Raw genomic sequence first — 22,422 nt, forward strand, 5'->3', positions numbered from 1 at the left:
CTAAAGGTCTCTAATATTTAGAGACCTTTTTTTGGAGTTCATGTTGAAGATAATTGGTAAAATTAACGAAGTCTATATGTAATTGATCATATTTGTATCCAAAAAATCTAAGGTATTCAGTCAGCTCTTTTTCTAAGCGTTCTTGTTTTTCAGGGGGTAATAAAAGAATTTCTTGATGTAGCTCTTTTACTTTTGTATATATGTCTTGTTTTTTTTCATGTTCGCTTATTGTCAAATATAATTCTACATTATTAATTATATCTTGTTTATGCTCAATTTTTTCTGTAGGTGCTTCATTATTTAGAGTAGCTGTGTCACTTATTCCTATTAAATAGTCAGCGCTGACATCAAAAATTTGTGCTATTGCAGCTAAGATATTGTAGGGGGGCTCTGATCCTTTCTTTTCCCAATTCGATACGGAGGCAGAACTAAAAGAAGATCCTACAACTTCACTTAATTTTTCTCCTAACTCCTTCATTGACCAACTACGTTCTTGGCGTAATTTCCGTAAACGCTCGCTAAAAATATTCATATTTTTAGTCCTTTCATATAAAGTCATATTCTTATTGTGTTAAAAATACTAAAATCAGTATAAAATACATATTATTTTGTATATATTTAAGTGAAATAAACTAAACTATTTTATTATTTAGTAAATTTTACTTGTTTTTCACTTTAAAAGTGATGTATACTTAATTTATACTAAACGAGAGGAGGTATTTAATACTTATGTTATTAAGTGAACGGCAATCAAAAGATTACTCTTTAATACAACTCGGTCAAAAAGTTAGTATTAAACCTCAAGTTCTTCATGCCATCGAGAAAGGAAAAACAAGTGTTAATTCCGAAAGAGCAGAAAAAATTGCTAAGTTTTTTAATAAACCGGTCGAATACTTTTTTATACCAACGTACTACCGAGTTCGTGAATAACTTAAAAAAAGTCAAAGCTACTAAATAAAGTTCCAAAGTAACCATATAAGTTTAATTATAGTAAAAAAAACTAGTAATTCAAATAGAATTAATGATTCGAAAATTGATCTTTGAAAACTGCATATCATTTGAGGGAGCTGTTAGTATGTTGAAACGATCGTATCAAACGTTACTCATTGCTATGAGTATGCTTCTAATTGTCTTAAGTTTTGTATTTCCACTTACTAAGGCAAGTGCTGAAGTCATCAATCGTGAGAAGTACGAAATGGATTGGAGTTTTAGTCCCATGTATGGGAAAAACCTACGGACAGAGTTGCTGAAGAATACGAATGGGCAAATTGCGTATTGCTTAACGTATGGAAAATTAAGTCCTAACGGTAATGATCTTCCGGAAATGGGGCGCACAGATGATGTTGTGTATCGGGTTCTTCTAAATGGATATCCACAAAAGAGTCCAGAAGAATTAGGTGTTTCTAACTGGAAAGAAGCGCATTATGCGACACAGCTTAGTGTTTGGGCAGCGTTGGGTCAAATTGACATTAACGAAGTTCAGCATCGTAATGGAAATGTTGCGAAAGCTGTAAAAGCTATTATTGGTGGTGCAAATGCAAGCCAGGAAACACAAGACCTGTACATGAATGTAACACCTACAGACAATCAAGAAGCAAAGTTAAACGGTGAGTACTTTGAAACGACAGTGTATCAAATCGAAAGTAACGCTAAGAACGGTGTCTTTACAGTTCAACTAGCCAATGCACCGAATGGAACGAAAGTTATTTCTACAAAAGGTGAAGCGAAACAACAATTCAATTTAGGAGAACAATTCCGTATTCTAATACCGAAATCCTCTCAAACAGGTAACTTTTCCTTAAAAGTAACATCTAATCTTTCTAATTTGCAGGCAGTCGCATATCAAGGAACTGATAAAGTCCAAGATGCAACAGTCCTTTTAGAAAAAAATGAGGAAAAAGTGAGTGCCGATCTACAAGTAAACTGGAAATCTCTTGGTGGATTGAAAGTTGTAAAAGTGGGAGAACAAAAAGAATTGCTACAAGGTGCAGTATTTGAAGTCATGAACAGTGGAAATCAAAAAGTAGGCACTATGACTACGAATGAGCAAGGTTCAGCAAGCCTTTCTGGTTTAGAAATCGGAACTTATACTCTTAAAGAGATAAAATCACCTACTGGCTATGTACTGAATGGGCAGCCACAACAGATTGAGGTTAAAACAGGCGAGGTTGCCACAATTACAGTGCAAAATACTAAGGTAAAAGGAAACATTGAGATAAAGAAATTAAGTGACAGCGGAAAAACTCTTCCAAAAGTAGAGTTTACAGTGTACACAGCAGAGGGAAAAGAAATCACAAAAACAACTACAAATGAGCAAGGGATTGCACAAGTGAAGGATCTTCCGTATGGAAAGTATTATTTTGTTGAGACAAAAGGGGTAGAAGGATACCTTCTTAATCAAACTAAATACCCATTCGAGATTAAAGAGCAAGGAAAAGCACTGACATTTACTGTTGAAAATAAAGAAGTAAAAGGAAACGTGCAACTTCTAAAAGTAGATGGAGAGAATCCAGGTGGAAAATTAGAAGGTGCGGTGTTCGTTCTTCAAGATAGCAAAGGGAAGAAAATTAGTGAACACAAAAGTGATAAAAACGGCTTAATTGAAGTGAAAGATTTATCATTTGGAGCATATTCATTTGTTGAGAAGCAAGCACCTATTGGCTATGTGTTAAGCAAAGAACCTATTCCTTTTAGTATCTCGGAACAAGGAAAGACAGTCATGCTAACAGCGAAAAATAAGCACATCACAGGAGAATTGGAGATTAGCAAGGTAGATATTGCAGATGGCAACAATAAGCTTCCGAACGCTGAATTTACTATCTTTAACGAACAAGGAAAAGAAGTTGCAAAAGGAAAAACGGATGAAAACGGCATTGCAAAATTCAAGATTTCATATGGAAATTACACGTATAAAGAAACATTCGCACCAGACGGCTATTTACTGAATGAAGAAATATTCTCTTTTGAAATTAAAGAGGATGGTCAAATTATTAAGCATACGGTGAAGGATCAGAAGAAACCGACACCACCTACACCAGAGACACCAAAACCAGAACAGCCAGAACAACCACAAAAACCAGAAATACCACAAAAGCCAGAGCAACCAGAAGCTCCACAACCACAGGTACCGGAACAACCAAAAGTAACCGAAAAACCTGTTATTCCACAACTAGAGAAACCACAACAGATTGTTATAAAACCACAACTAGAACAAACACCAAAGAAAATCGAAACGTATCTTCCGACAACAGGCGGTAAAGCCGAAAATCCATACATAAAATGGATTGGTCTTGCATGTGTCGTACTCGGCTTAATTGGAGCCATATTTGCAGTAAGAAACCGTAAGAAAGCTCAATCGTGATATGAAAGAATATGAAGCTCATTTTAGTGAAGTAGACGAAAATCCGTTAGGCTTTGCTATTAGATTTCGAAATGCATGCATACTCGTAATTCCCATTTGGACGGTTGTTTTTTGGATAGGGAGCAAGATATAAGAAACCGAGAGGGAGATGAAATGAAATGTCAGAAATCTACGTCGGTAAAATGAAAAATTTAGGGAAACCTGGGGAAGGCGTTATGCGGCGCAAGAGTGCTTGGTTACCTGAAGAATTGATGCAAGCAATTTCAATCGCTCAAACTGTAATGAAACCATTAAAGCAACATGATTATTGGATAGAATCCGCTACAAAATTATTGGCAGGAAGTATTTTGTATCTGGATCAACGACATAAAAACTTATATTACCTAGATGTGAAAAAAGTTATTGAGTTCACTGAAAAAATATATGAAAGTGAAGCAAACTTGGTAGAAGTAGTACATTCGCTTGAGAATGAGCATCCAGCTTATCATATCTTCCATGAGCTTGGTCTTTATTCAAAAGAAACAAGGGATGCGATAGCTATCACTTTGCTATACATTCTTGAAAAACATCAACGTGAAAAGCAAGAGGAACAAAAAGAGTATTTTTGGTTTCAATACTAGTCATAAGCAAAAATGAAATAGGAAGGAGAATAAAAGATGTTTAATAGGGATAAGAAGTACACAGGAGTCATTAAAACATTAAAATGTTTAAATGGAAGGGTAAAGGGTTCAGATATTGTAAAAGCTCAATCTGGGGACTATACGGCAGTTATAGAAGGGTTGAAAGAATCTGAAGAAAATTACATTTTTATTTTTGATCCTAAAGGTGTTTTCTATGAAAGTACCAGTCGAGAAAAACGAGCTCAAGGTTATCAACTAATTAGATATAACTTATTACATGATTGTGAAAATCTAAAATTTGAAGATTATAAAAAAGCGGTTGTTTACATCAATGTAGAAACTATGTTTAGTACGTATGAGGAAAGAGGGGAAGCTTTATCAAAATTTTTAAGGTATCTTATAGAATCTCAAAATATAAGCCCTATACATCTTGTTTTCCACCAATTTGATTTATATCCAATCCCTCATATGGAGCAGTTTTTACAGATAAGTGCAGCATATAATATTCAAAATTATATTGTGATAGAATCACCATCCTCATTACAAAGAATCTACGGAAAAGAAACAGCGTATCGCATTTTAAATAACTCAAAACATGTAATACTACTGTCCTAACAAAATTAAAGGATCTCGTTCACTACTTCATCCTATCTAGATGGCTAGAAAACTATACAAGGGAGAAACGTTTTTCTCCCTTCTTTATCAAAAATAGGAGGCGTTCATATGGGAAAAGAACAAAGACTCACATTTTATGATATTGCCGCATCACAAGCTCATAGTGTTAAAACTTTTGATGGAAAAACATACGAACTGAAAGGTACCATCGCAATTGAAAATAACACAGGAAGCATTGAAAATGTAGCTCAAATTTATTATCAAGTGCGTTCTGTCAGAGACGAACATCAAAACTTGATCGCAAAAAGGAAACATAAACAAGCGGAATTAGTAGCTGTAAAACAAAAGTGTAAATAAAAAAAGCGATTTTGAAGTGTGCTGAGAACATAGCACAAAGTAATTTGCTCTTTGACAATTTAGATATATATTGCGTAGATCTTCCTTTTAGTAATGATGTAGAAGGATGATATACGGCTTTCAATATATATGCGTGCCTCCCTTGAAACGGTCACTAGAGGGGTTAGGTATACGATTATCGTTAGAAGAGTGCGTACGTAAAACTCCTATCTGTGACCATTGGAAATGCATTGTATCAATAATCTGTTTGCGCTAGTGATCGTGAGGAATATCCCATTTTGACATTCTAAAGAAGCGATAAACCATACAAACAGTAGATACATAAGGTTCTACGTTCATGCCAAAATACGTAGTGCAGTATTGGGCCTATAGAAGCTAGGTCGGGGTTAGTTTCTATACGCATACCAATACAGGGTTCGTCATTCCAGCCATAAATGATATTTCCATTTTCTATCCCACTTTCCTTTAAATGTTATAAAATAAAGACAGATGTTGAAGTTTAGATGTGTCTCATCACACTTCAAAATCGCTTATAAAAATATGACATAGGGAGGAACATGCATGAGTCGTAAAGGGTGGATCATTTCCGCTGTTGTTGGACTGTTAATTGCAATTGGTATTGGTTCAACATTTGTCTTTAGTTCGGGAAAAGGGGAAGTAATGGAACTTAGTCCGTTAGAAATGAAGAAGTTCATAAGTGAGGATGGCACAGGTTTTGTTATGTTGAACTCAAATATGAGACATAGTGATGATTGGATATTTCTTGTGAAGAAAATAGCTGAAAAGGAAAAAATTCAAGTAAGAGGATTGAATGAAAATCGTGAGGACATTCCGGGTTCAAGTAATCCTCATGATTGGGGTTTATCACAACGAAGAGATTCTCTCGCTTATTATGAAAAAGGAAAACTGAAAAAAGATATTGATTTTTCTAAGTTTAAAGAGTCCGAACTTGAAAAAGAAGTTACTTATTTTGTTCGAAATTGCAAAGAGCAATATCAGAAGTAATCACATAATCATTGAAAGGTGGTGATATAGTGACGATTTCACAGAGGGAATTAAGAAAAGAAAAAGATATGGTAGCAAACTTATTAAGAGCCAATGGTCAGGATTATAACCATTGGCTTCATTTACATCATCAGAAATACATTGAAGAAAATCAAGATTTAGTAATGAAAGCTTTACAAGCTTATAAAGCAACATCAACAGAAGTAAAGGAAGACAACAAGGCGAATGAATCAAGTCAGCTTAGTAACGTATAAGCATCTAAAAATGAAAAGGGAGTGAATGTATATGTCAATGTTGGAAACAGTAACACAAATGTTAGTGTTAGGTGATGCGATGGACGGTCTAATTAATACAGGTAATTCATTTATAGCATGGATGCAAAGAGGGGCATTGGTTAGTACAGCGATTGTATTTTGCTGGGGCGCTTATCTATTAATTTGGGGCGGTGAACGAGGAAGACATAAATGTGTGTGGTGGTTTCTTGGTGGTGCAGCCGGACTCGTTATCGTAATGGGATGCCAATACTTAGCAGAAAGCGTAAATGGCAATGTAAAATTTGGTCAAATCTTATTCCCGTTTCTCTGGATGAAATAGTGAAAAAATATAAAAAAGGCAATGAGGAGGCTATGCAAAGGGTATGGCTTTTTTTGTTGCCTTTTTTTATTAGAATTTGAATTTGATACAAAAGGGAGGCTGGATTATGGGGTTTATCGTACAGTCCTTTAAAGAGTTTTATAGTAATCCAGTAGGATTTTACTTAATCGTGACACTGATAGCTATGTTAGTATTTACTGTTTGTTATTTTATTTTCATGTGTATGGTGTCAACTGAACGAGCTTTTGATTTTTTAGGCAGGTTGTTAAGAGACCTTTTACCATTAGCGTTTTTATTTGCTGTCTTCCTTGTATTAGGTTCTTTTTTGTACTATGCATTTTGAGATCAATCGAAATGAAAGTAAATATAAATCAAATGGAAGAAAGGAGAAGCCATGTTTGTCATTTTTAAGAGTAGCAATGGAACAGAAATTGAGTCGGATAAGCAATATTCGTTTCATGAGGCTTATACCTTAACGAAGCGATTAGAACGTGTTTATAGAGAAGCAGGACGCCAAGAACATATTGATTTTGATTTATTAGATGGTCATGCTAATGAAATCTATAACGGTACTTTATCACTGGGTTCGAGATATGCAGATCATATTTTTGATCACATTTCTAAAAAAATGAATGTGATGCAATTAGATCCGGAACAAGAGGAACAAAAGAAGGAGCTGTTAGAAACGTTAGAAAGGGAAATCAATGATTCTCCTTTTCATGAAGAATATGAATATCAAGAAGAGTTATCAGAAAAAAATGAGGAACCCTCCTATAGTCCACCACATGAAGTGAAAACACAAGTAAAGCCTGGAAAGGAAAATAGAAAAGGATTCAAGATTATTGCGAGTGTCATAGGAAGCGTGGTGTTAATTGGAGCTGGTGCCATATTTGCCTTTAAGTTATTCTCTTCCGAGCCAGTTTCGAGTGCAAATGCTGGTTCTGAACAATATGTGGTAAAAGGATTACAACAGGCAGCCATTCAACAGTATGGAGAAGCCGTTAAATACTTTGATAAGGTCGATTACACAGAACTAGATAAAGATAGTCAAAAGGCAGTTTTATTTACTTATTTATTAAATGGAAAGGCAAATAAGGCATTACAGTATGAGCCGAAATTTGCAGAAAGTGTGGTTGCTTATTTTATCGGGATAGACAACATGAATAAAATCAATGAAATAGATGTCAAAAATGATGTAATCGATTTTGAAAAGGCAGCGCTTGATAAAAAATATGAAGAGGTAATCAAGCTCAAAGGGAAAGTCAATATGGATGGTAGGCGTGAAAAGCTCATTGTTGAAGCTTTTGTAAATCTAAAAAAATATGAAGATTGTTATTCTTTTGCCAAAACGCAAGGAAACAAAACCTTGATGAAAGAGGTCAAAGAATTAGAAAAGCGGGATATTCAACAATCTACGATAAGCGAAGAGGAAAAGAAAGCCAAGATTGAAAAGATTGATAAAGATCTAAAGGACATCTAAGGGGGAAAAAATAACATGCCATTAAATTATGAGAATTTGTATAAAAAAATGGGAATTGTTTTTCTTGGTGGTTCATTGATATTGGGCACGACAGGGTGCAGTTGGTTTGGAAGTAAGGAATCTTCAAAAAGCAAGTCAGCTATTACAAAAAAAGTAGATAAAAATAAGCCGGAGGAAAAGAAAGAAAATCTGAACAAACAAGATTTTGAAGCAATTACAGAAAACGCAATTCAAAGTAAAGATAATGAAGTTGCTTATGTACTCGAAGAATTGGATAAATCAAAAATTAATTTTAAAGAAAAATCTATTGTAAGTAATCTTCAAAATGGGGATGAAACCACTTCTCGTGTTCTAGCACTCTTTGATAAAGAAACAACAGATAAATCAATTCAAGATACAGCAAAAGATAATGTGATTGCAGCTATTACAGATAATAAGCCACAAGTCACCGTGAATGGAGATCATTTTGCATTTGGCGATCAAAATATTGATTCTACCGTAGCGAGTATAGGAGATATTCTTCCACCAGAGAAGAAACCAGATACTATTGTGAACCCACCAATTATAACGGAGGATGAGAATAGTAATTCGGAAAATACAGGGATAGAAAAACCAAAACCACCTATAGAATTGGAAAAACCAACAAATCCAGAGAAACCAACAGAACCGGAAAAACCAACAGATCCAGGTAAACCAACAGAGCCGGAGAAACCAACAAATCCAGAGAAACCAACAAATCCAGAGAAACCAACAAATCCAGAGAAACCAACAAATCCAGAAAAACCAATAGATCCAGAGAAACCAACAGATCCAGAGAAACCAACAGATCCAGAAAAGCCAACAGATCCAGAAAAACCAACAGATCCAGGTAAACCAACAGATCCAGAGAAACCAACAGATCCAGAGAAACCAACAGATCCAGAAAAGCCAACAGATCCAGAGAAACCAACAGATCCAGAAAAACCAACAGATCCAGAAAAACCAACAGATCCAGAAAAACCAACAGATCCAGAAAAACCAACAGATCCAGGTAAACCAACAGATCCAGAGAAACCAACAGATCCAGAAAAGCCAACAGATCCAGGTAAACCAACAGATCCAGAGAAACCAACAGATCCAGAAAAGCCAACAGATCCAGAGAAACCAACAGATCCAGAAAAGCCAACAGATCCAGAGAAACCAACAGATCCAGAAAAGCCAACAGATCCAGAGAAACCAACAGATCCAGAAAAGCCAACAGATCCAGAGAAACCAACAGATCCAGGTAAACCAACAGATCCAGAGAAACCAACAGATCCAGAGAAACCGACAGAACCGGAAAAACCAACAAATCCAGAGAAACCGACAGAACCGGAAAAACCAACAAATCCAGAGAAACCGACAGAACCGGAAAAACCAACAAATCCAGAGAAGCCGACAGAACCGGAAAAGCCAACAAATCCAGAGAAACCAACGAATCAAGAAAAGCCAGTTCTGAAACAGAATGAAAAGATGGTAGCGAGTAAATAAAGAAAAAATCAACTGATATTTTCAAAAAGGTACTCATAAAAAGAGTACCTTTTCAATTTGAAAATACATGTAATCTAATCATTTTAATGAAAGGGGTCATATAGATGTTTGTTAATAGTGCAAATTTAGTACAAATTTCAAGTCTAGATAAAAGTCTAATGGTGGTAGGTCAAGTGGGAACAGGGAAAACGAGGGAATTGAAGAAAATGGCTTTAAGTTTATCAAAAGTTTTTATATACTTTCTTCAACAAATGAAGGATTCTGATATAAAAGTAATAGCGAGTTTTCAACAAATGCCAACAGATCCTCAAATTACTAAGAAATTTCGATACATCATATCTTTAGATGTAACGAATGATTTCGATAAGATAACAGAGTATGAAAAATATAATTATGATTCGGGATTTGGTTTTAAGAAATAAAGAAAAAGTAACAAGCTGGGGAATAAACACCAGCTTGTTTAATTTCTATTTAAGGAGGAATATAGAGGTGGAAAAATGGATATCACGTGGATCTAAGGTAAGTTGGGGAATTTATATATTATTAGCAGTAATAGGTATTGGCTATATGTTTTGGGAAATCAATGCTTATAATCATGAATGGACAAAAAACTACACGGTAACAACTTTCACAGTTTTTGGCACATTTTATATCATAATGTTGGCAGTTGAAATAGGGTTTATGAATAGGAAGTTGACAAAAAAGACATTGCTATTGGAAATACCATTTTTGATTGTAATTTCAATCGGTTTACTTGCCGTAATAGTGTTTTTAGAAGAGCATCCTATACGAGGACTTACGTTTTTAGTAGCACTTTTGATGTCCACACCGTTTGTATTTATCTTTCTTCGAATGGGATACAAACAATGGGAATTTTATAACGAATTAGAGGTTTTATTAGAGAAAGGAGAGCAAAAATGACAGAACTCCTTATGCAATTGATGATTATAATTGGAATTATGGTTCTTGCTTTTCTTGTGTATACAATCTCTTTACAGCAAATTACACAAGATATTGTACGTGAAATACTAGATCAAAAAGAAATAAAAAGAAATACTGTGGAAATTAATAAAAAAGATACCATTCAAATGGAAAATTAGAGTGAATTGAGGTGATTTTCTGATATGTATAGTGAAAAGATATCAATCAAATATAAATTAGCTGAAAAAGAAGTACTCATTCCATTGAGTGCTTTTTTGTTTGTTGGAATGTTTTTAATCGCTAATTTTTTACTCAACTTATCTTTAGAGCTTATAGAAACAACATTTAGTGATTTATTACACCCAAAACCATTTCATATGGAGGTAGGATTTCTTTTTCAGATGCCAATTGCAGAGCATCCAATTTACTACATGCTTGTTTTCCTTGTAGTGATTGGAACTATAGCAAGAACGGTGTATAAGCTGAAATCTTCCTTTAAAAACTTAAATAATCATCAGAAAGGATCTAGTCGTTTTACAACAGTTGAAGAGTTGAAAAAGCAATACCGGGCTGTACCCGATCGAGAGGAATTATTTAAAGGTGGCGGTGGTGTTGTTATCTCTCGACTAGGTGACAAAGTATTCATTGATGATAGCCCGGTAAACAATTTAGCCATTGGTACAACACGTTCTGGTAAAGGGGAAACTTTCGTATTTCCTACAATTGATGTCTATTCTAGAGCGGAACATAAACCATCCCTAATTTTTAATGATCCAAAAGGTGAGCTCTTCAGTGCATCGAAAGAAACGCTGGAAGAGCGAGGGTATCACATTGAAGTTTTGAACCTGTTAACTCCACTTGATTCTATGAGTTATAACTTATTGCAGCTTGTCAAAGATTCCTATAAAGATGGAGATTATTCAACAGCGCAAGCACTATGTAAAACACTCTCTCACACTTTATATTACAACCCAACTGTAAAAGATCCTTTTTGGCAACAGTGCGCTATGAGCTTGTGCAATGCCATGATATTAGCTGTTACGGATAAATGTATTGCAGAAGGAACAGAAGAAAAAATAACAATGTATGCAGTTGCGAATATGTTATCAGAACTTGGTTCGAAAGACATAATTATAAATCCGGATGAACCACCTAAAAATGCTTTAGATTTATATTTTGAGAGTTTACCGTCAGACAGCGTTGCGAAAATGCAATATGCAACCTCAAATTTTTCAAAAGGAACGACACGAGGCGGAATTTTTACCCAAACAATGAACGGACTTTCTATTTTTACATTTGATGAAATCGCTAAAATGACAGCAAAAAATAGTGTGGATTTAAAACGTGTCGGTTTTGGAAAAACGATAAAAGGAAGAGCAACATCTAGAAAACGAGTAGAAATTGTATTTCCGGATGGCTCAAAGGAGTCTATCAAATCAGATATTACAGGTCGTTTTGCACTAGATTTTAAGAAAGTAATACAAGTTGGGGATACCATTCTATTTAATGAAAAAGGAAATAAGAAAAAGAAAACATCTATTTCTATTATGAAAATAGATGAAAAGACAGGTGAGACAGAATTTAAAGTAGTAGAAGAAAATGAAGATATACAAGTAACGACAGTGGATTATTTCGATAAACCAGTGGCTATTTTTATGATTACACCAGACTTTGATTCTTCGAATCATGTGATTGCTTCTATTTTTGTAAGGCAGCTCTATTTTATATTAGCCAAAGGTGCATCCCTCGCTCGTGGAGGGAAATGTCACCGTGAGGTGGTTTTTTGCCTGGATGAGTTTGGTAATATGCCAAGTATTGAAGGAATGGCGAATATTATTACGGTTTGTCTCGGTAGAAATATCCGTTTTAATCTTATCATTCAAGCATATTCACAATTAAAAAATAAATATGGAGAAGATGCAGATACCATTGATGGAAACTGTGGGAATACCATCTACATTCTAACAAACGATCAAGAAACAGCCGAAAAAGTGTCCAAAAAGCTGGGAAATCAAACAATTAATCTACCTTCCCGAAGTGGAAAAGGTCTCTCTACTGATAAAAATAAAACGGAAGGTCTAGATCAACGCCCATTGTTAACATCGAATGAACTTATGAAATTTAAAGAAGGAGAAAGTGTTGTTATTCGTGTCATAAAACGTCAAGATAATAATCGTAAGCGTATCAGACCACACCCAATTTATAATACGAAAGAAACAGCTTTAAAATATAGATGGGAGTACTTAGGAGTAGAGTTTGATACAGATAAATCTATTTTAGATATAGATATCGAATCCTTACACGATGATGTAGAACCCAAAAAACTTATTGTAGATTTTCTAGGAGAAAGAAAGGAAGAACAAATTCAGAAAGAACCATCAGAGCCAGAACAGGAAGATTTGTCACCAGTAGAGACAACGCAGCCAGTAGAAGAGCCAACCATGATGGGAATTGATGAAGATATACCGGAAGAGGCGTTTCAGCAGGAAGATAGCCCGTTTGATTCCCTCACCATTGAAAATTGGAAAGAGAAAACGGTTAATGAATTTTTTGAATCTGATTTAGCGGTTTTGAAACTGGTTGATAAGTTCTTTTTAGCACAGTTAGGGAAAGCGATAAATGAGGTTGAAAATCAAGAAATGGGCGAGTTTTACAGTGAATTTCAAATGTTAGCTCACAATGACCACATCGATAAAAGTGTTTATCAAGCAGTCGAAAACAAGATTAATCGAATCTTGCGTGATTTAGAAGAAAGAGAACAAGTAACAAGTTAGAAAGCACTCAAATAATTGAGTGCTTTTTTGATTCCAAACATAAAGGAGGAAGAGGGAATGTGTGTACCGACAATAACGGATAAAATGCAATTGATTTTAGATAGTTATTCGCCATTTGTTACAGAAGAAAATGAGGTCATCCTTGGTCTAGAAGATGCAGTTCTTTTCCTTTCAGTAGATCGGGAACAAAAAGGAAAATTGATTATTCGTATTGACAAACTGAATGAAAGAGTGAATTGGACAGCAAAGGAAGTATTAGGGCAGTAGTAAGCAAGAGAGGAGGATAAATGGTGAAAGATGAAGAGATTTTAAAAACGATAGAAGCGTTCTCGGATTATCTTCAAGTAGGAGACATCGTGAATTATGTATTCCGTTGGATAGGATGGTTCCTAATTGTAGGCTTATCTTTAATTGTAGATGCTTTAGAAGGTGTGACAGATGCCATACTGGGGATTAAAGGATTCTTTAATTCGCCGGAAATACAAAATTTTGTTGATATGTTATATCCATTGTTTGTCGTTCTTCTAGCCATATCATTTTTATATATTGGCTACATGTTCATTATGAACAAACAAATGAACCGTTCTCAAATTATCATCAATATTTTTGTAACACTGAGTGTACTTTGTTTATTAAGTACTGGTATGACAAAGGTTGATAAGTTTACTGATGATGCCATAGCAGTTGTAAAATCAGAACAAAAAGGCTCTTTAAGTGATGAAATTATTAAGAAGAACATAACGGATGTTGCAGTAATAGATCAAAATAAGTGGAAAAAGAAAGAGGATATGAATCCGAAAAATAATATTCCCGAAAAAAACATTAGGCAGATAGATATTACCGAAAAAATAGATAAAGATTTTGAGTTCACAAAGGATAAAAATTTATCGGATGATGGTCAGAAAATTTTGCAGAATAAAAGAGTAATGGATGCGTTAGGAGTTGCATCTTTAGCTGAATTGAAAGATGGATGGTTTGATTTCTTTCCGGAAAAATATTATCGCTGGCATTGGAACTTTTGGAATATATTCTTTACTTTACTGATAACTGGCGCAACGTTGTTATTGGTAAGTATTAAGTTAGCTAGATTATTTTATGAATTGGCATTTAACTATTTGTTAGCGAACATATTAGCACCAGCCGATGTTGCGAATGGTCAAAAGTTAAAAGCTGTATTATCCAATATCCTCAATATATTTATAGCGACGATTATGATATTCCTATCATTGAAGCTATATATAATGGGAACGGCGTTTCTCCATGACAAATTAAATGGTGTACCGTATCTGATTGCATTAGCCGCATTTAGTATGGCAGTTTTAGATGGCCCGGCAGTCGTAGAAAGACTATTTGGAATAGATATTGGATTAAAGAGCAGTTGGGGCATGTTAGCAGGTGGTGTAGCAGGTGGTTTCGCACTTGGTAAAGGAATTGGCGCTCTTGCAAATTCAAAGCCAATGAAGAGTCTAGGAAATATGATTGGAAAAGGGGCGAAAGGTGCAGCGGAAGGAACTGGTGTTGCAGCGGCTAAAACGGCAAGTGCGGCAGCGATGGCAACAGGTGGTATGGCTGGTCTTGTAAGTGGTTTAAAAAAAGGGAATGAGTCCGGAAATAAAGAGTCTTTGCAAGATCAAATGAAAAAAGCGGATCAGAAGAAAGCAAATGGTAATGATTTAGCAAATAAAGAAAAGGAAAAAGGGAACTTAAATAAGGAAGAAAATAAAGAAAATGGTGGTGTTCCATCTATTCAAGAAGATATGAAAAAAGAAGGGAATGAAAACCCAGGGATAGCAAATGGGCAAGAATCGGGTACAACAAGCCTTCAAGATGAAATGAAAGAAGCTGGAAAAGAAAATGGAGCAAGTGAAGGAAATCAAACAGCAGGAGGAGTAAGACAAGGAACGAGTGAAGGAAGTCAAACAGCAGGGGGAGTAAGACAAGGAGCAAGTGAAGGGAATCCAACAACCGGAGGAGTAAAACAAGGAGCGAGCGCAGGAAGTCAAACACCGGGAACAGTCAGACAAGGAACTAGTGAAGGAAATCCAACAACCGGAGGAGTAAAACAAGGAGCGAGCGCAGGAAGTCAAACACCAGGAACAGTCAGACAAGGAACTAGTGAAGGAAATCCAACAGCCGGAGCGGTAAGACAAGGAGCAAGTGAAGGAAGTCAAACACCAGGAACAGTCAGACAAGGAGCAAGTGAAGGAAATCCAACAGCCGGAGCGGTAAGACAAGGAGCAAATGAAGGAAGTCAAACACCAGGAACAGTACCAAGCGGAAGTAGTCCGGCACCAATGGAAACATCAAGACCAGTACCAAGCGGAAGTAGCCCGGCACCAGTAGAAACATCAAGACCAGTGCCAAGTGGAGGAAGTCCGGCACCAATGGAAACATCAAGACCAGTATCAAGTGGAAGTAGTCCGGCACCAATGGAAACATCAAGACCAGTGCCAAGTGGAGGAAGTCCGGCACCAATGGAAACATCAAGACCAGTATCAAGTGGAAGTAGTCCGGCACCAGTAGAAACATCAAGACCAGTATCAAGCGGAAGTAGCCCGGCACCAGTAGAAACATCAAGACCAGTATCAAGTGGAGGAAGTCCAGCACCAGTAGAAACATCAAGACCAGTACCAAGTGGAGGAAGTCCGGCACCAGTAGAAACATCAAGACCAGTATCAAGTGGAGGAAGTCCGGCACCAGTAGAAACATCAAGACCAGTACCAAGTGGAGGAAGTCCGTCACCAGTAGAAACATCAAGAACAGTATCAAGTGGAAGTAGCCCGTCACCAGTAGAAACATCAAGACCAGTACCAAGTGGAGGAAGTCCGGCACCAATAGAAACATCAAGACCAGTATCAAGTGGAAGTAGCCCGGCACCAGTAGAAACATCAAGACCGGTATCAAGTGGAAGTAGCCCGGCACCAGTAGAAGCATCAAGATCAGTACCAAGTGGAGGAAGCCCGGCACCAATGGAAGCACCAAGATCAGTGCCAAGCGGAAGTAACCCGGCATCAGCCGACATCGTAACGGTGACACATAGTAGCCCGATTATTCCTTATGAAAGTGATAAAGAAGTGGCAGCAAGTAGAAATCAAGAAACACGGACATTAGGAAAATATACAACGGATAAAGTTAAAAATACTACATCATCGGTGAAACAAAAGGTAAGAGGAGTGCAAGAACGGATTCATAATTCTGAAACGGTACAGAATACAAAGCGTTTTTATCAGATGGGTCAAAATACAGGTAAAAGTTGGAGAGATATCGTGAGCAAAAATAAAAATGATACAGATAAAAAATAAGCGTAATCGTACGCTTATTTTTTATTGTCGAAAAGGAGGGAATCCCGATGAGAAGCTATCGGATTCCGAAGGAAATCAGTACAGAATTACGGATTAATAAAGTCCTTTATTTAATAGATTTCTTTTTATTAATTGGTTTATTGGTTGTAACGATGATTCTTAGGAATTTCGTACATGATTCCTTTCAGTTACCATTTGTTATTTTCATGGCAGCTATTGCAATTATTATGATTTGGCGACCAAGTACGAATCCTCAAAAACGAATGTATGAAGTGTTGATTATTACACTGTTAAGAAGAAAAGGTGCATATTGCGCCATTGATAACGATCAATAAGGGAGGGATCACATATGGCGTTATTCAGCGAAAAAGATGTGGAGAAAGAAGAGCCAAAGCAACTAGAAGTGCCGAAGAAAACAGCATTTCGATTTAACGAAAAAAATGTAAAAGAATCACTTTCTGAACCAAAAGAAATTGTGAAGGTGGTACCTAACCAAAAGAAAGAAGAAAAACCAAAGGTAGAACCAAAAGTAAAAAACCAGAAGAAAGAAAAGACAAAGAAAGATGTTTCGAAAAAGAAAAACCCAAAACTTTTAGGGTTTTTATCTAGAAAAAAGAAAGAAGCACCACCAAAGGTAAAGAAAAGTATTGCGGAAATTATGCAAATCGTAGATATGACCGAGGATGGCATATTTGAGCTGAAAAATGAGGAGTTTTTAGAAATTCTTCAAGTAGAAGGTGACGATATGTTCTCTAAGAATAGCGACGAACAGGCATTTGTTATATTCTCACATGCTTATTTTTATCAAGCCTACAAACAGTCCATTAAACTTGTTTTTTTAAACTTCCCATGTCAAACAACAGAACAACAACATTATATAAAGAAGAAAATTAAAGAATGTACCAGTCCTTTGTATGAACGAATTTTAAATCAAAAGTTAAAAGAACTTCAGTTTTTAGAATGGGGTAGAACCAATCGGGAAGCCTTCTTATTTATTTACGGAGAAACGGAATTAATCGTAAAAGAACGTGTGGATGCAGCAAAGCGATATATCAAACGCTCTACTGAACTATTAGAGGTGGATGAAGAGAAGAAGCTAGAGGTTATGTTTAAATTGCATAATCAAAATGCAAAATTGGGAACGAAAAATATATGGTAGTAAGGGGGAAATAGAATGTTTGCTTTCAAAAGTAAAAAATCCAAAAAGGAAAAACAAGAAGAACTAAAAAAGAAGAAAGGTTACAATCCTTATTTAGTGGCTAGAATTCAGCCACAAGGGGGAATCAGTTTTAAAGAAAGTTATGTTCAAACAGGTGACGGATTTGCTACTTGTATTCATATCTATGATTATCCAACAGAGGTAAATGATTTCTGGCTAGAACAAATTATGAATATGCCAAATGTGATCACAACACTAGATGTGATGAGTGATGATCGAAAAGAGGTTGTTGAATCCATTAATAAATCCATGAGTGAACAAAGTGTTCGGCATGATACAGCAAAGGATAATATAGATCGGATTGATGCAAAAAATGAATTTTTAGAGCTGGAAGCTCTCTATACGGATTTGAAACAAGGTGAGGTCATGAAACGTATTCATATCCGTATCTATGTTTCCGCTAGAACGTTAGATGAGTTAGAAAAACAAGTAAAAGAAATCATGGAAACATTAGAGTCTTATAACTTTCGAGGAGCTGTATTTTTAAATGAACAAGAGTACGAATGGGATGCACTCGTAACGAGCTTTGATACACAAAAAAATTATGTGAACCGAAGAAAAGGAAAAGAAATTCCGGCAGTCAGTTTGGCTGGTGGATGTCCATTTCACTATTCTTATTTAAACGATCCATACGGTACGTATTATGGGACAACGAAAACAAAAGGAAATGTTATTTTTGATATTTTTCATAAAGACAAACAAAGAAAGAGTTATAACGGTGTAATGGTTGGAAAGCCTGGTGCTGGAAAATCAACCTTACTAAAAAAGAAAGCCGTAGATTATGCAAGTAAGGGACATTTTATCCGTATTTTTGATATTGTAGGTGAATTTGAGGAAACAGTACGTGACTTGAATGGAAAAACAATTGCATTAGATGGATCGCAAGGTCAAATTAACCCACTTCAAGTGTATAAGACAGCGGAAAGTGAGGAAGTTAGTTTCATTCAGCATTTATCTAAAGTGACAACTTTTTATCGTTTTATTGCACCGGAAGCAAAAGACGATGAAATTAAAGAGTATGAAAATTTGCTTCGAAAGTTATATATTCGTATGGGATTATGGAATGATAAAAAGGGAGCAACAAATGAAATTACAACAAGAAAACCGAAAGAATACCCTATCTTCTCCGATTTTTTAAACTTTGTTCGTAATGAGTTATATCAAGATGTAGAAAGTAAAAAGCACCATGAAAATTTAGGAGACAGTAGAATCCATCGTTTAGAATTAATTGAATTAAATCTTATGAACCTAGTAGAAGTGTATGCGCAATTATTCGATGGACATTCTACAATTGAAGATTTCAAGAAAGAACAAGTTGTATCTTTTTCCTTACGGAATATATCCAGTTCTAAACCAGAAGTATTTCAAGCGCAAATCTTTAATGTGTTAAATCTCCTTTGGGATGAAATGATTTCAAATGGTGCTCCGCAATTAAGAGCCTTTAACAAAAAGCAAATTGCTTTTGAAGATGTCATTCGATATTTCATTATTATTGACGAAGCACATCATATTATCAACACACGAAAAGAAAGTGCTCACGCTTTACAATTTTTAATTAAATTTAGCCGAGAAGACCGGAAATATTTTGCAGGTCTTTTATATGCAAGTCATACAATTCGAGATTTTGTACCGGAAGGATCTTCACAAGAAATGATTGATGAAATAAAAAAGCTATTTGAACTTACACAGTACAAATTTATCATGCAGCAAGATAATAACAGTTTAGATATGTTACGAAAAGTATTTGCAGGACAGTTAAGTGAAAGTGAGATTGCAGCCATTCCGCATTTGCCAACAGGGGATGTCATTTTAAGTATTGGGGCTGTAAAAAACATTCATTTTCATGTAGAAGTAACAGACGAAGAATTGATGTTATTTGGGGGAGGTGCTTAATACCATGCATCTAGTTTTAAAGATTATACCAAGGAAATGGCTCATCACTTTAGCGTTAATTGTGATGGGTCTTTTTTCTTTTCTTTTACTTGGAGTTATGAGTATTTTTATTGCGGCAATGGGTGGAGAGAGTGGAACAGACGCAGGTGATATTACGTACACAGGTGAAGGGCAAGTGATGAATGTTTCGCCCGAAGTTTTAAAATGGGAACCTACGATTCGGAAGCATGCGAAAGATTTTGGAGTGGAACCATTTGTCGCTTTAATGCTTGCTCAAATGATGCAAGAAAGCGGAGGCCGTGGTAGCGATCCGATGCAATCATCCGAGGGTGCATTTAATACGAAATATTGTAAATCACCAAACTGTATTACTGATCCCGATTACAGCATTTGGGCTGGCGTACAGGAATTTAAACATGCGATAGAAAGAGCTGGTGTAACGAGTCCTGGTGACATGGATCATATCAAAACAGCCCTCCAAGCGTACAACTTCGGAACAGGATTTTTTGATTTTGTTAACTCAAATGGTGGTAAATATACAAAGGAATTAGCGATAAAATTCTCACAGGAGCAATACAAAAAAGTAGCCCACACGGGTATGTATCATTGTCTTAGACCAGAAGCCGTACCGTATCAAGCGTGTTATGGCGATATCCTGTACGTCGATGCGGTTTTGAAATATTATCAACCGGGTTCTGTCGTTTCTGGTGGTGGAGGAAATCCAGGAAGTGGAGGAAGTAGCGGTTCAAAAGTTGCCGATGTAGGTCGTCAATGGATAGGGCGTTCTACATATGTATTTGGTGGTGGACGTAACACAAATGACATTGCAAGAGGGATTTTTGATTGTAGTAGTTTTGTACGCTGGGCATTCGAACAAGTAGGGATGTATACCAGTCCGATAGGAGCTGTAAGTACGGAAACATTAAATAAAATCGGTACAAAAGTATCAGCAAATGATATGAAACCGGGTGATGTTATTTTCTTTGATACCTACAAGCATGACGGACACGTTGGAATTGTGATTGATAAAAACACATTCATTGGATGCCAAACAAATAAAGGTGTTTCCATTGAAGATTTAAATAATCCGTATTGGCAAAAAGTCTTTTCTGGTCATGTAAGAAGGTTCTAAAAAAATTCAAAAGTAAAGGAGAAATTGATATGAAAGATAAACGGAAATTCTTGTTTATTGTGTTTGTTATTTTAGTTATAGGTGTGACAGCTTTTAATATCTATTTGAGTAAAAAATCAATGAGTGATGGCAAAGAAAAACAGTTAAAACTTTCAAATGAATTACTAACAAAACAAAATGAAGACTTAAAAAAACGACTGGATAAGGTGCTTCCCTCCGCACAAGAACAACAGAGAAGGGCGTACCTATCGACAGCCGAAACGTTTATACAATTATCATTTCACCGAGAAAAAGAAGGGTACAGTGAGCGAAAAGAAAAGGCAAAATCTATTATGAGTGAAGAACTTTTAAAACAATTCTATCCGACTGACAAATACGAATTAGGAGATACGTATAAAACAAAACCAATAGAAATGAAGTTTTATTTACAAGAAAATGAACCCGACAAAGAGGAGGTAAATGTGTTAGCTGAGTTTATAAATGTCACAACAGATTCAACGCAAAACCGAGAAGAAAAAGTAAACAATGTGTTGCGAATCATCATAAAAAAAGAAAAGGAAACATGGCGAGTTACAAGTGTGGAAGAGTTAAATATGAAAGTTTTATAACGAAAAAGGTGGGGTGAGAGTGTGATAGGTGCAATTGGTAAGAAAAGTGAAAGAATCAATCTAAGAAAAAATAAGTCGTGGATCTACTTAACGATTATCAGCTTTCTATTTTTAGGTTTTTTCGCTTTCTTGACATCTAAAATTTACATGCCAAACGATGAAAAACTATTCCATACAGAGACAAATAAAGCAATTAAGTTGTCGGGTATGGGGAAATTGATTGTAGAACAAAGGGAATACAATCCACACAAAAACTTTATACAAATTCGCTTTCGAATAGAAGGGTATGAGGAAACAGGATTTACGTTTAAAGCACAAGAAAAAGCAAAGTCTGGTGTTCAATTACCTGTCAAAGTGTTGTATGAAGAGAACGGAAATTATGTGGTGGAAGTAACAGAGTTATCTCAGAATTGGGGAGCGTTAGCTTTCGATATTTACAATAAAAACGGTGAAAAAGAACAAATGGATATTCGTAAATTCACGCAAGATGTTAATGAATATGAAGAAGAAAATGCATCAACAAAAAGTCCGAATAAACTTGTTCAGTCAATTTTTACCGATCAAAGAAAAACAAAAGCAAATGATGAATTGTTAGCTGAAGATAAAAAAACATATGAGCTAGATTTTATAGAAAGAGACAAAAAAGATATTGAAACAAGGATCAAAAATTATGGAAAAGCAATCAGACTGGAAGAAGAAAATGCGAAGACAGTTTATGAAAAAGTAAAAGAACTAAAAGATGAAATGAAGTACCAAACCGAAGCAGAAAAAACAGAAACACAATCAAAAATAGCATCCTTAGAATCTAAAATAAAGTCATCGGAAAAGAACGTTGAATTGTTTAAAGGAGAACAAAAAATTGCACGAGATAAGATCAAAAAATTAGAGCAAAAGGCACAAGAAATTAATAAAAAGTGAAAAAATTCGTGTCGTGAGTGAGTCTACATCAGGGGATTTCGTATCGTGAGTGAGTCCACATCACGAAAAAATGAGTCGTGAGTGAGTCTACATTAGAGGATTTTGGGTCGTGAG

24 protein-coding genes are annotated in these 22,422 nt (G+C 35.7%); 23 read left to right on the forward strand and 1 reads right to left on the reverse strand.

The window, feature by feature from the left end; all coding sequences use genetic code 11:
* Positions 1-10: 10 nt before the first annotated feature.
* On the reverse strand, positions 11-532 hold the full coding sequence (locus JFT89_RS13555) for a helix-turn-helix domain-containing protein (RefSeq protein ID WP_001020340.1): 522 nt from the start codon (positions 530-532) through the stop codon (positions 11-13).
* A gap of 197 nt (positions 533-729) precedes the next feature.
* Here JFT89_RS13555 and JFT89_RS13560 point away from each other — a divergent pair, with 197 nt between their 5' ends.
* The 23 genes from JFT89_RS13560 (at position 730) to JFT89_RS13680 (ending at position 22,308) form a co-directional block, all read left to right on the forward strand.
* Entirely contained in the window at positions 730-930 is a 201-nt protein-coding gene (locus JFT89_RS13560; protein ID WP_201040196.1) for a helix-turn-helix domain-containing protein, read from the forward strand.
* A 145-nt stretch (positions 931-1,075) separates the two neighbouring features.
* Positions 1,076-3,361, forward strand: coding sequence for a SpaA isopeptide-forming pilin-related protein (locus JFT89_RS13565; RefSeq protein WP_201040197.1), 2,286 nt, complete (start codon positions 1,076-1,078; stop codon positions 3,359-3,361).
* A gap of 158 nt (positions 3,362-3,519) precedes the next feature.
* On the forward strand, positions 3,520-3,981 hold the full coding sequence (locus JFT89_RS13570) for a type IV secretory system conjugative DNA transfer family protein (RefSeq protein WP_201040198.1): 462 nt from the start codon (positions 3,520-3,522) through the stop codon (positions 3,979-3,981).
* Between the two features lie 36 nt (positions 3,982-4,017).
* The gene (locus JFT89_RS13575) at positions 4,018-4,596 is read left to right on the forward strand and encodes a TraM recognition domain-containing protein (RefSeq protein ID WP_201040199.1); all 579 of its coding nucleotides are present in this window, start codon (positions 4,018-4,020) and stop codon (positions 4,594-4,596) included.
* Positions 4,597-4,704: 108 nt separating this feature from the next.
* Entirely contained in the window at positions 4,705-4,953 is a 249-nt protein-coding gene (locus JFT89_RS13580; RefSeq protein ID WP_002090828.1) for a hypothetical protein, read from the forward strand.
* A gap of 561 nt (positions 4,954-5,514) precedes the next feature.
* Positions 5,515-5,958 carry a hypothetical protein gene (locus JFT89_RS13585; RefSeq protein WP_201040200.1) on the forward strand — a complete coding sequence of 148 codons (444 nt, stop codon included), beginning with the start codon at positions 5,515-5,517 and terminating at the stop codon, positions 5,956-5,958.
* A 29-nt stretch (positions 5,959-5,987) separates the two neighbouring features.
* Positions 5,988-6,212 carry a hypothetical protein gene (locus JFT89_RS13590; RefSeq protein WP_201040201.1) on the forward strand — a complete coding sequence of 75 codons (225 nt, stop codon included), beginning with the start codon at positions 5,988-5,990 and terminating at the stop codon, positions 6,210-6,212.
* A gap of 31 nt (positions 6,213-6,243) precedes the next feature.
* A complete protein-coding gene (locus JFT89_RS13595; RefSeq protein WP_201040202.1) occupies positions 6,244-6,552 on the forward strand; it encodes a hypothetical protein in 309 nt (102 codons plus the stop codon).
* Positions 6,553-6,658: 106 nt separating this feature from the next.
* Positions 6,659-6,895: a hypothetical protein gene (locus JFT89_RS13600; protein ID WP_012263727.1), complete on the forward strand. Its 237-nt coding sequence runs from the start codon at positions 6,659-6,661 to the stop codon at positions 6,893-6,895.
* Between the two features lie 51 nt (positions 6,896-6,946).
* Positions 6,947-8,032, forward strand: coding sequence for a hypothetical protein (locus tag JFT89_RS13605; RefSeq protein ID WP_201040203.1), 1,086 nt, complete (start codon positions 6,947-6,949; stop codon positions 8,030-8,032).
* Between the two features lie 15 nt (positions 8,033-8,047).
* The gene (locus tag JFT89_RS30280; RefSeq protein ID WP_242488400.1) at positions 8,048-9,541 is read left to right on the forward strand and encodes a hypothetical protein; all 1,494 of its coding nucleotides are present in this window, start codon (positions 8,048-8,050) and stop codon (positions 9,539-9,541) included.
* 104 nt (positions 9,542-9,645) lie between these two features.
* The gene (locus JFT89_RS13620) at positions 9,646-9,963 is read left to right on the forward strand and encodes a hypothetical protein (protein ID WP_201040204.1); all 318 of its coding nucleotides are present in this window, start codon (positions 9,646-9,648) and stop codon (positions 9,961-9,963) included.
* A 67-nt stretch (positions 9,964-10,030) separates the two neighbouring features.
* Complete coding sequence (locus JFT89_RS13625) at positions 10,031-10,462, forward strand: hypothetical protein (RefSeq protein WP_201040205.1); 432 nt, start codon at positions 10,031-10,033, stop codon at positions 10,460-10,462.
* Positions 10,459-10,641, forward strand: a complete 183-nt coding sequence (locus tag JFT89_RS13630; RefSeq protein ID WP_201040206.1) for a hypothetical protein — start codon at positions 10,459-10,461, stop codon at positions 10,639-10,641. Before JFT89_RS13625 ends, JFT89_RS13630 begins: the two co-directional genes overlap by 4 nt.
* A gap of 24 nt (positions 10,642-10,665) precedes the next feature.
* On the forward strand, positions 10,666-13,236 hold the full coding sequence (locus tag JFT89_RS13635; protein ID WP_201040207.1) for a VirD4-like conjugal transfer protein, CD1115 family: 2,571 nt from the start codon (positions 10,666-10,668) through the stop codon (positions 13,234-13,236).
* 57 nt (positions 13,237-13,293) lie between these two features.
* Complete coding sequence (locus tag JFT89_RS13640; protein WP_201040208.1) at positions 13,294-13,503, forward strand: hypothetical protein; 210 nt, start codon at positions 13,294-13,296, stop codon at positions 13,501-13,503.
* A 23-nt stretch (positions 13,504-13,526) separates the two neighbouring features.
* Positions 13,527-16,538 (forward strand): pLS20_p028 family conjugation system transmembrane protein, encoded by a 3,012-nt coding sequence (locus tag JFT89_RS13645; protein WP_307838609.1) that lies wholly within the window; start codon positions 13,527-13,529, stop codon positions 16,536-16,538.
* A gap of 47 nt (positions 16,539-16,585) precedes the next feature.
* Positions 16,586-16,873, forward strand: coding sequence for a DUF5592 family protein (locus JFT89_RS13655; protein WP_002130425.1), 288 nt, complete (start codon positions 16,586-16,588; stop codon positions 16,871-16,873).
* Positions 16,874-16,887: 14 nt separating this feature from the next.
* Positions 16,888-17,697: a hypothetical protein gene (locus tag JFT89_RS13660; RefSeq protein ID WP_201040209.1), complete on the forward strand. Its 810-nt coding sequence runs from the start codon at positions 16,888-16,890 to the stop codon at positions 17,695-17,697.
* Positions 17,698-17,712: 15 nt separating this feature from the next.
* The gene (locus tag JFT89_RS13665) at positions 17,713-19,650 is read left to right on the forward strand and encodes a VirB4 family type IV secretion system protein (protein WP_201040210.1); all 1,938 of its coding nucleotides are present in this window, start codon (positions 17,713-17,715) and stop codon (positions 19,648-19,650) included.
* A 4-nt stretch (positions 19,651-19,654) separates the two neighbouring features.
* Positions 19,655-20,782, forward strand: a complete 1,128-nt coding sequence (locus JFT89_RS13670; protein WP_201040211.1) for a bifunctional lytic transglycosylase/C40 family peptidase — start codon at positions 19,655-19,657, stop codon at positions 20,780-20,782.
* 29 nt (positions 20,783-20,811) lie between these two features.
* Positions 20,812-21,390: a MerR family transcriptional regulator gene (locus JFT89_RS13675; protein ID WP_201040212.1), complete on the forward strand. Its 579-nt coding sequence runs from the start codon at positions 20,812-20,814 to the stop codon at positions 21,388-21,390.
* Positions 21,391-21,411: 21 nt separating this feature from the next.
* Entirely contained in the window at positions 21,412-22,308 is an 897-nt protein-coding gene (locus tag JFT89_RS13680; protein WP_201040213.1) for a hypothetical protein, read from the forward strand.
* Positions 22,309-22,422 lie beyond the last annotated feature (114 nt).

It is taken from the genome of Bacillus sp. TH25 (assembly GCF_016650935.1).
Taxonomy (GTDB): domain Bacteria; phylum Bacillota; class Bacilli; order Bacillales; family Bacillaceae_G; genus Bacillus_A; species Bacillus_A mycoides.

Coding starts and splice junctions, on each gene's coding strand:
- JFT89_RS13555 (WP_001020340.1), bottom strand. CDS start 532: ATGAATATTTTTAGCGAGCGTTTACGGAAATTACGCCAAGAACGTAGT.
- JFT89_RS13560 (WP_201040196.1), top strand. CDS start 730: ATGTTATTAAGTGAACGGCAATCAAAAGATTACTCTTTAATACAACTC.
- JFT89_RS13565 (WP_201040197.1), top strand. CDS start 1,076: ATGTTGAAACGATCGTATCAAACGTTACTCATTGCTATGAGTATGCTT.
- JFT89_RS13570 (WP_201040198.1), top strand. CDS start 3,520: ATGTCAGAAATCTACGTCGGTAAAATGAAAAATTTAGGGAAACCTGGG.
- JFT89_RS13575 (WP_201040199.1), top strand. CDS start 4,018: ATGTTTAATAGGGATAAGAAGTACACAGGAGTCATTAAAACATTAAAA.
- JFT89_RS13580 (WP_002090828.1), top strand. CDS start 4,705: ATGGGAAAAGAACAAAGACTCACATTTTATGATATTGCCGCATCACAA.
- JFT89_RS13585 (WP_201040200.1), top strand. CDS start 5,515: ATGAGTCGTAAAGGGTGGATCATTTCCGCTGTTGTTGGACTGTTAATT.
- JFT89_RS13595 (WP_201040202.1), top strand. CDS start 6,244: ATGTCAATGTTGGAAACAGTAACACAAATGTTAGTGTTAGGTGATGCG.
- JFT89_RS13600 (WP_012263727.1), top strand. CDS start 6,659: ATGGGGTTTATCGTACAGTCCTTTAAAGAGTTTTATAGTAATCCAGTA.
- JFT89_RS13605 (WP_201040203.1), top strand. CDS start 6,947: ATGTTTGTCATTTTTAAGAGTAGCAATGGAACAGAAATTGAGTCGGAT.
- JFT89_RS30280 (WP_242488400.1), top strand. CDS start 8,048: ATGCCATTAAATTATGAGAATTTGTATAAAAAAATGGGAATTGTTTTT.
- JFT89_RS13620 (WP_201040204.1), top strand. CDS start 9,646: ATGTTTGTTAATAGTGCAAATTTAGTACAAATTTCAAGTCTAGATAAA.
- JFT89_RS13630 (WP_201040206.1), top strand. CDS start 10,459: ATGACAGAACTCCTTATGCAATTGATGATTATAATTGGAATTATGGTT.
- JFT89_RS13635 (WP_201040207.1), top strand. CDS start 10,666: ATGTATAGTGAAAAGATATCAATCAAATATAAATTAGCTGAAAAAGAA.
- JFT89_RS13640 (WP_201040208.1), top strand. CDS start 13,294: ATGTGTGTACCGACAATAACGGATAAAATGCAATTGATTTTAGATAGT.
- JFT89_RS13655 (WP_002130425.1), top strand. CDS start 16,586: ATGAGAAGCTATCGGATTCCGAAGGAAATCAGTACAGAATTACGGATT.
- JFT89_RS13660 (WP_201040209.1), top strand. CDS start 16,888: ATGGCGTTATTCAGCGAAAAAGATGTGGAGAAAGAAGAGCCAAAGCAA.
- JFT89_RS13665 (WP_201040210.1), top strand. CDS start 17,713: ATGTTTGCTTTCAAAAGTAAAAAATCCAAAAAGGAAAAACAAGAAGAA.
- JFT89_RS13670 (WP_201040211.1), top strand. CDS start 19,655: ATGCATCTAGTTTTAAAGATTATACCAAGGAAATGGCTCATCACTTTA.
- JFT89_RS13675 (WP_201040212.1), top strand. CDS start 20,812: ATGAAAGATAAACGGAAATTCTTGTTTATTGTGTTTGTTATTTTAGTT.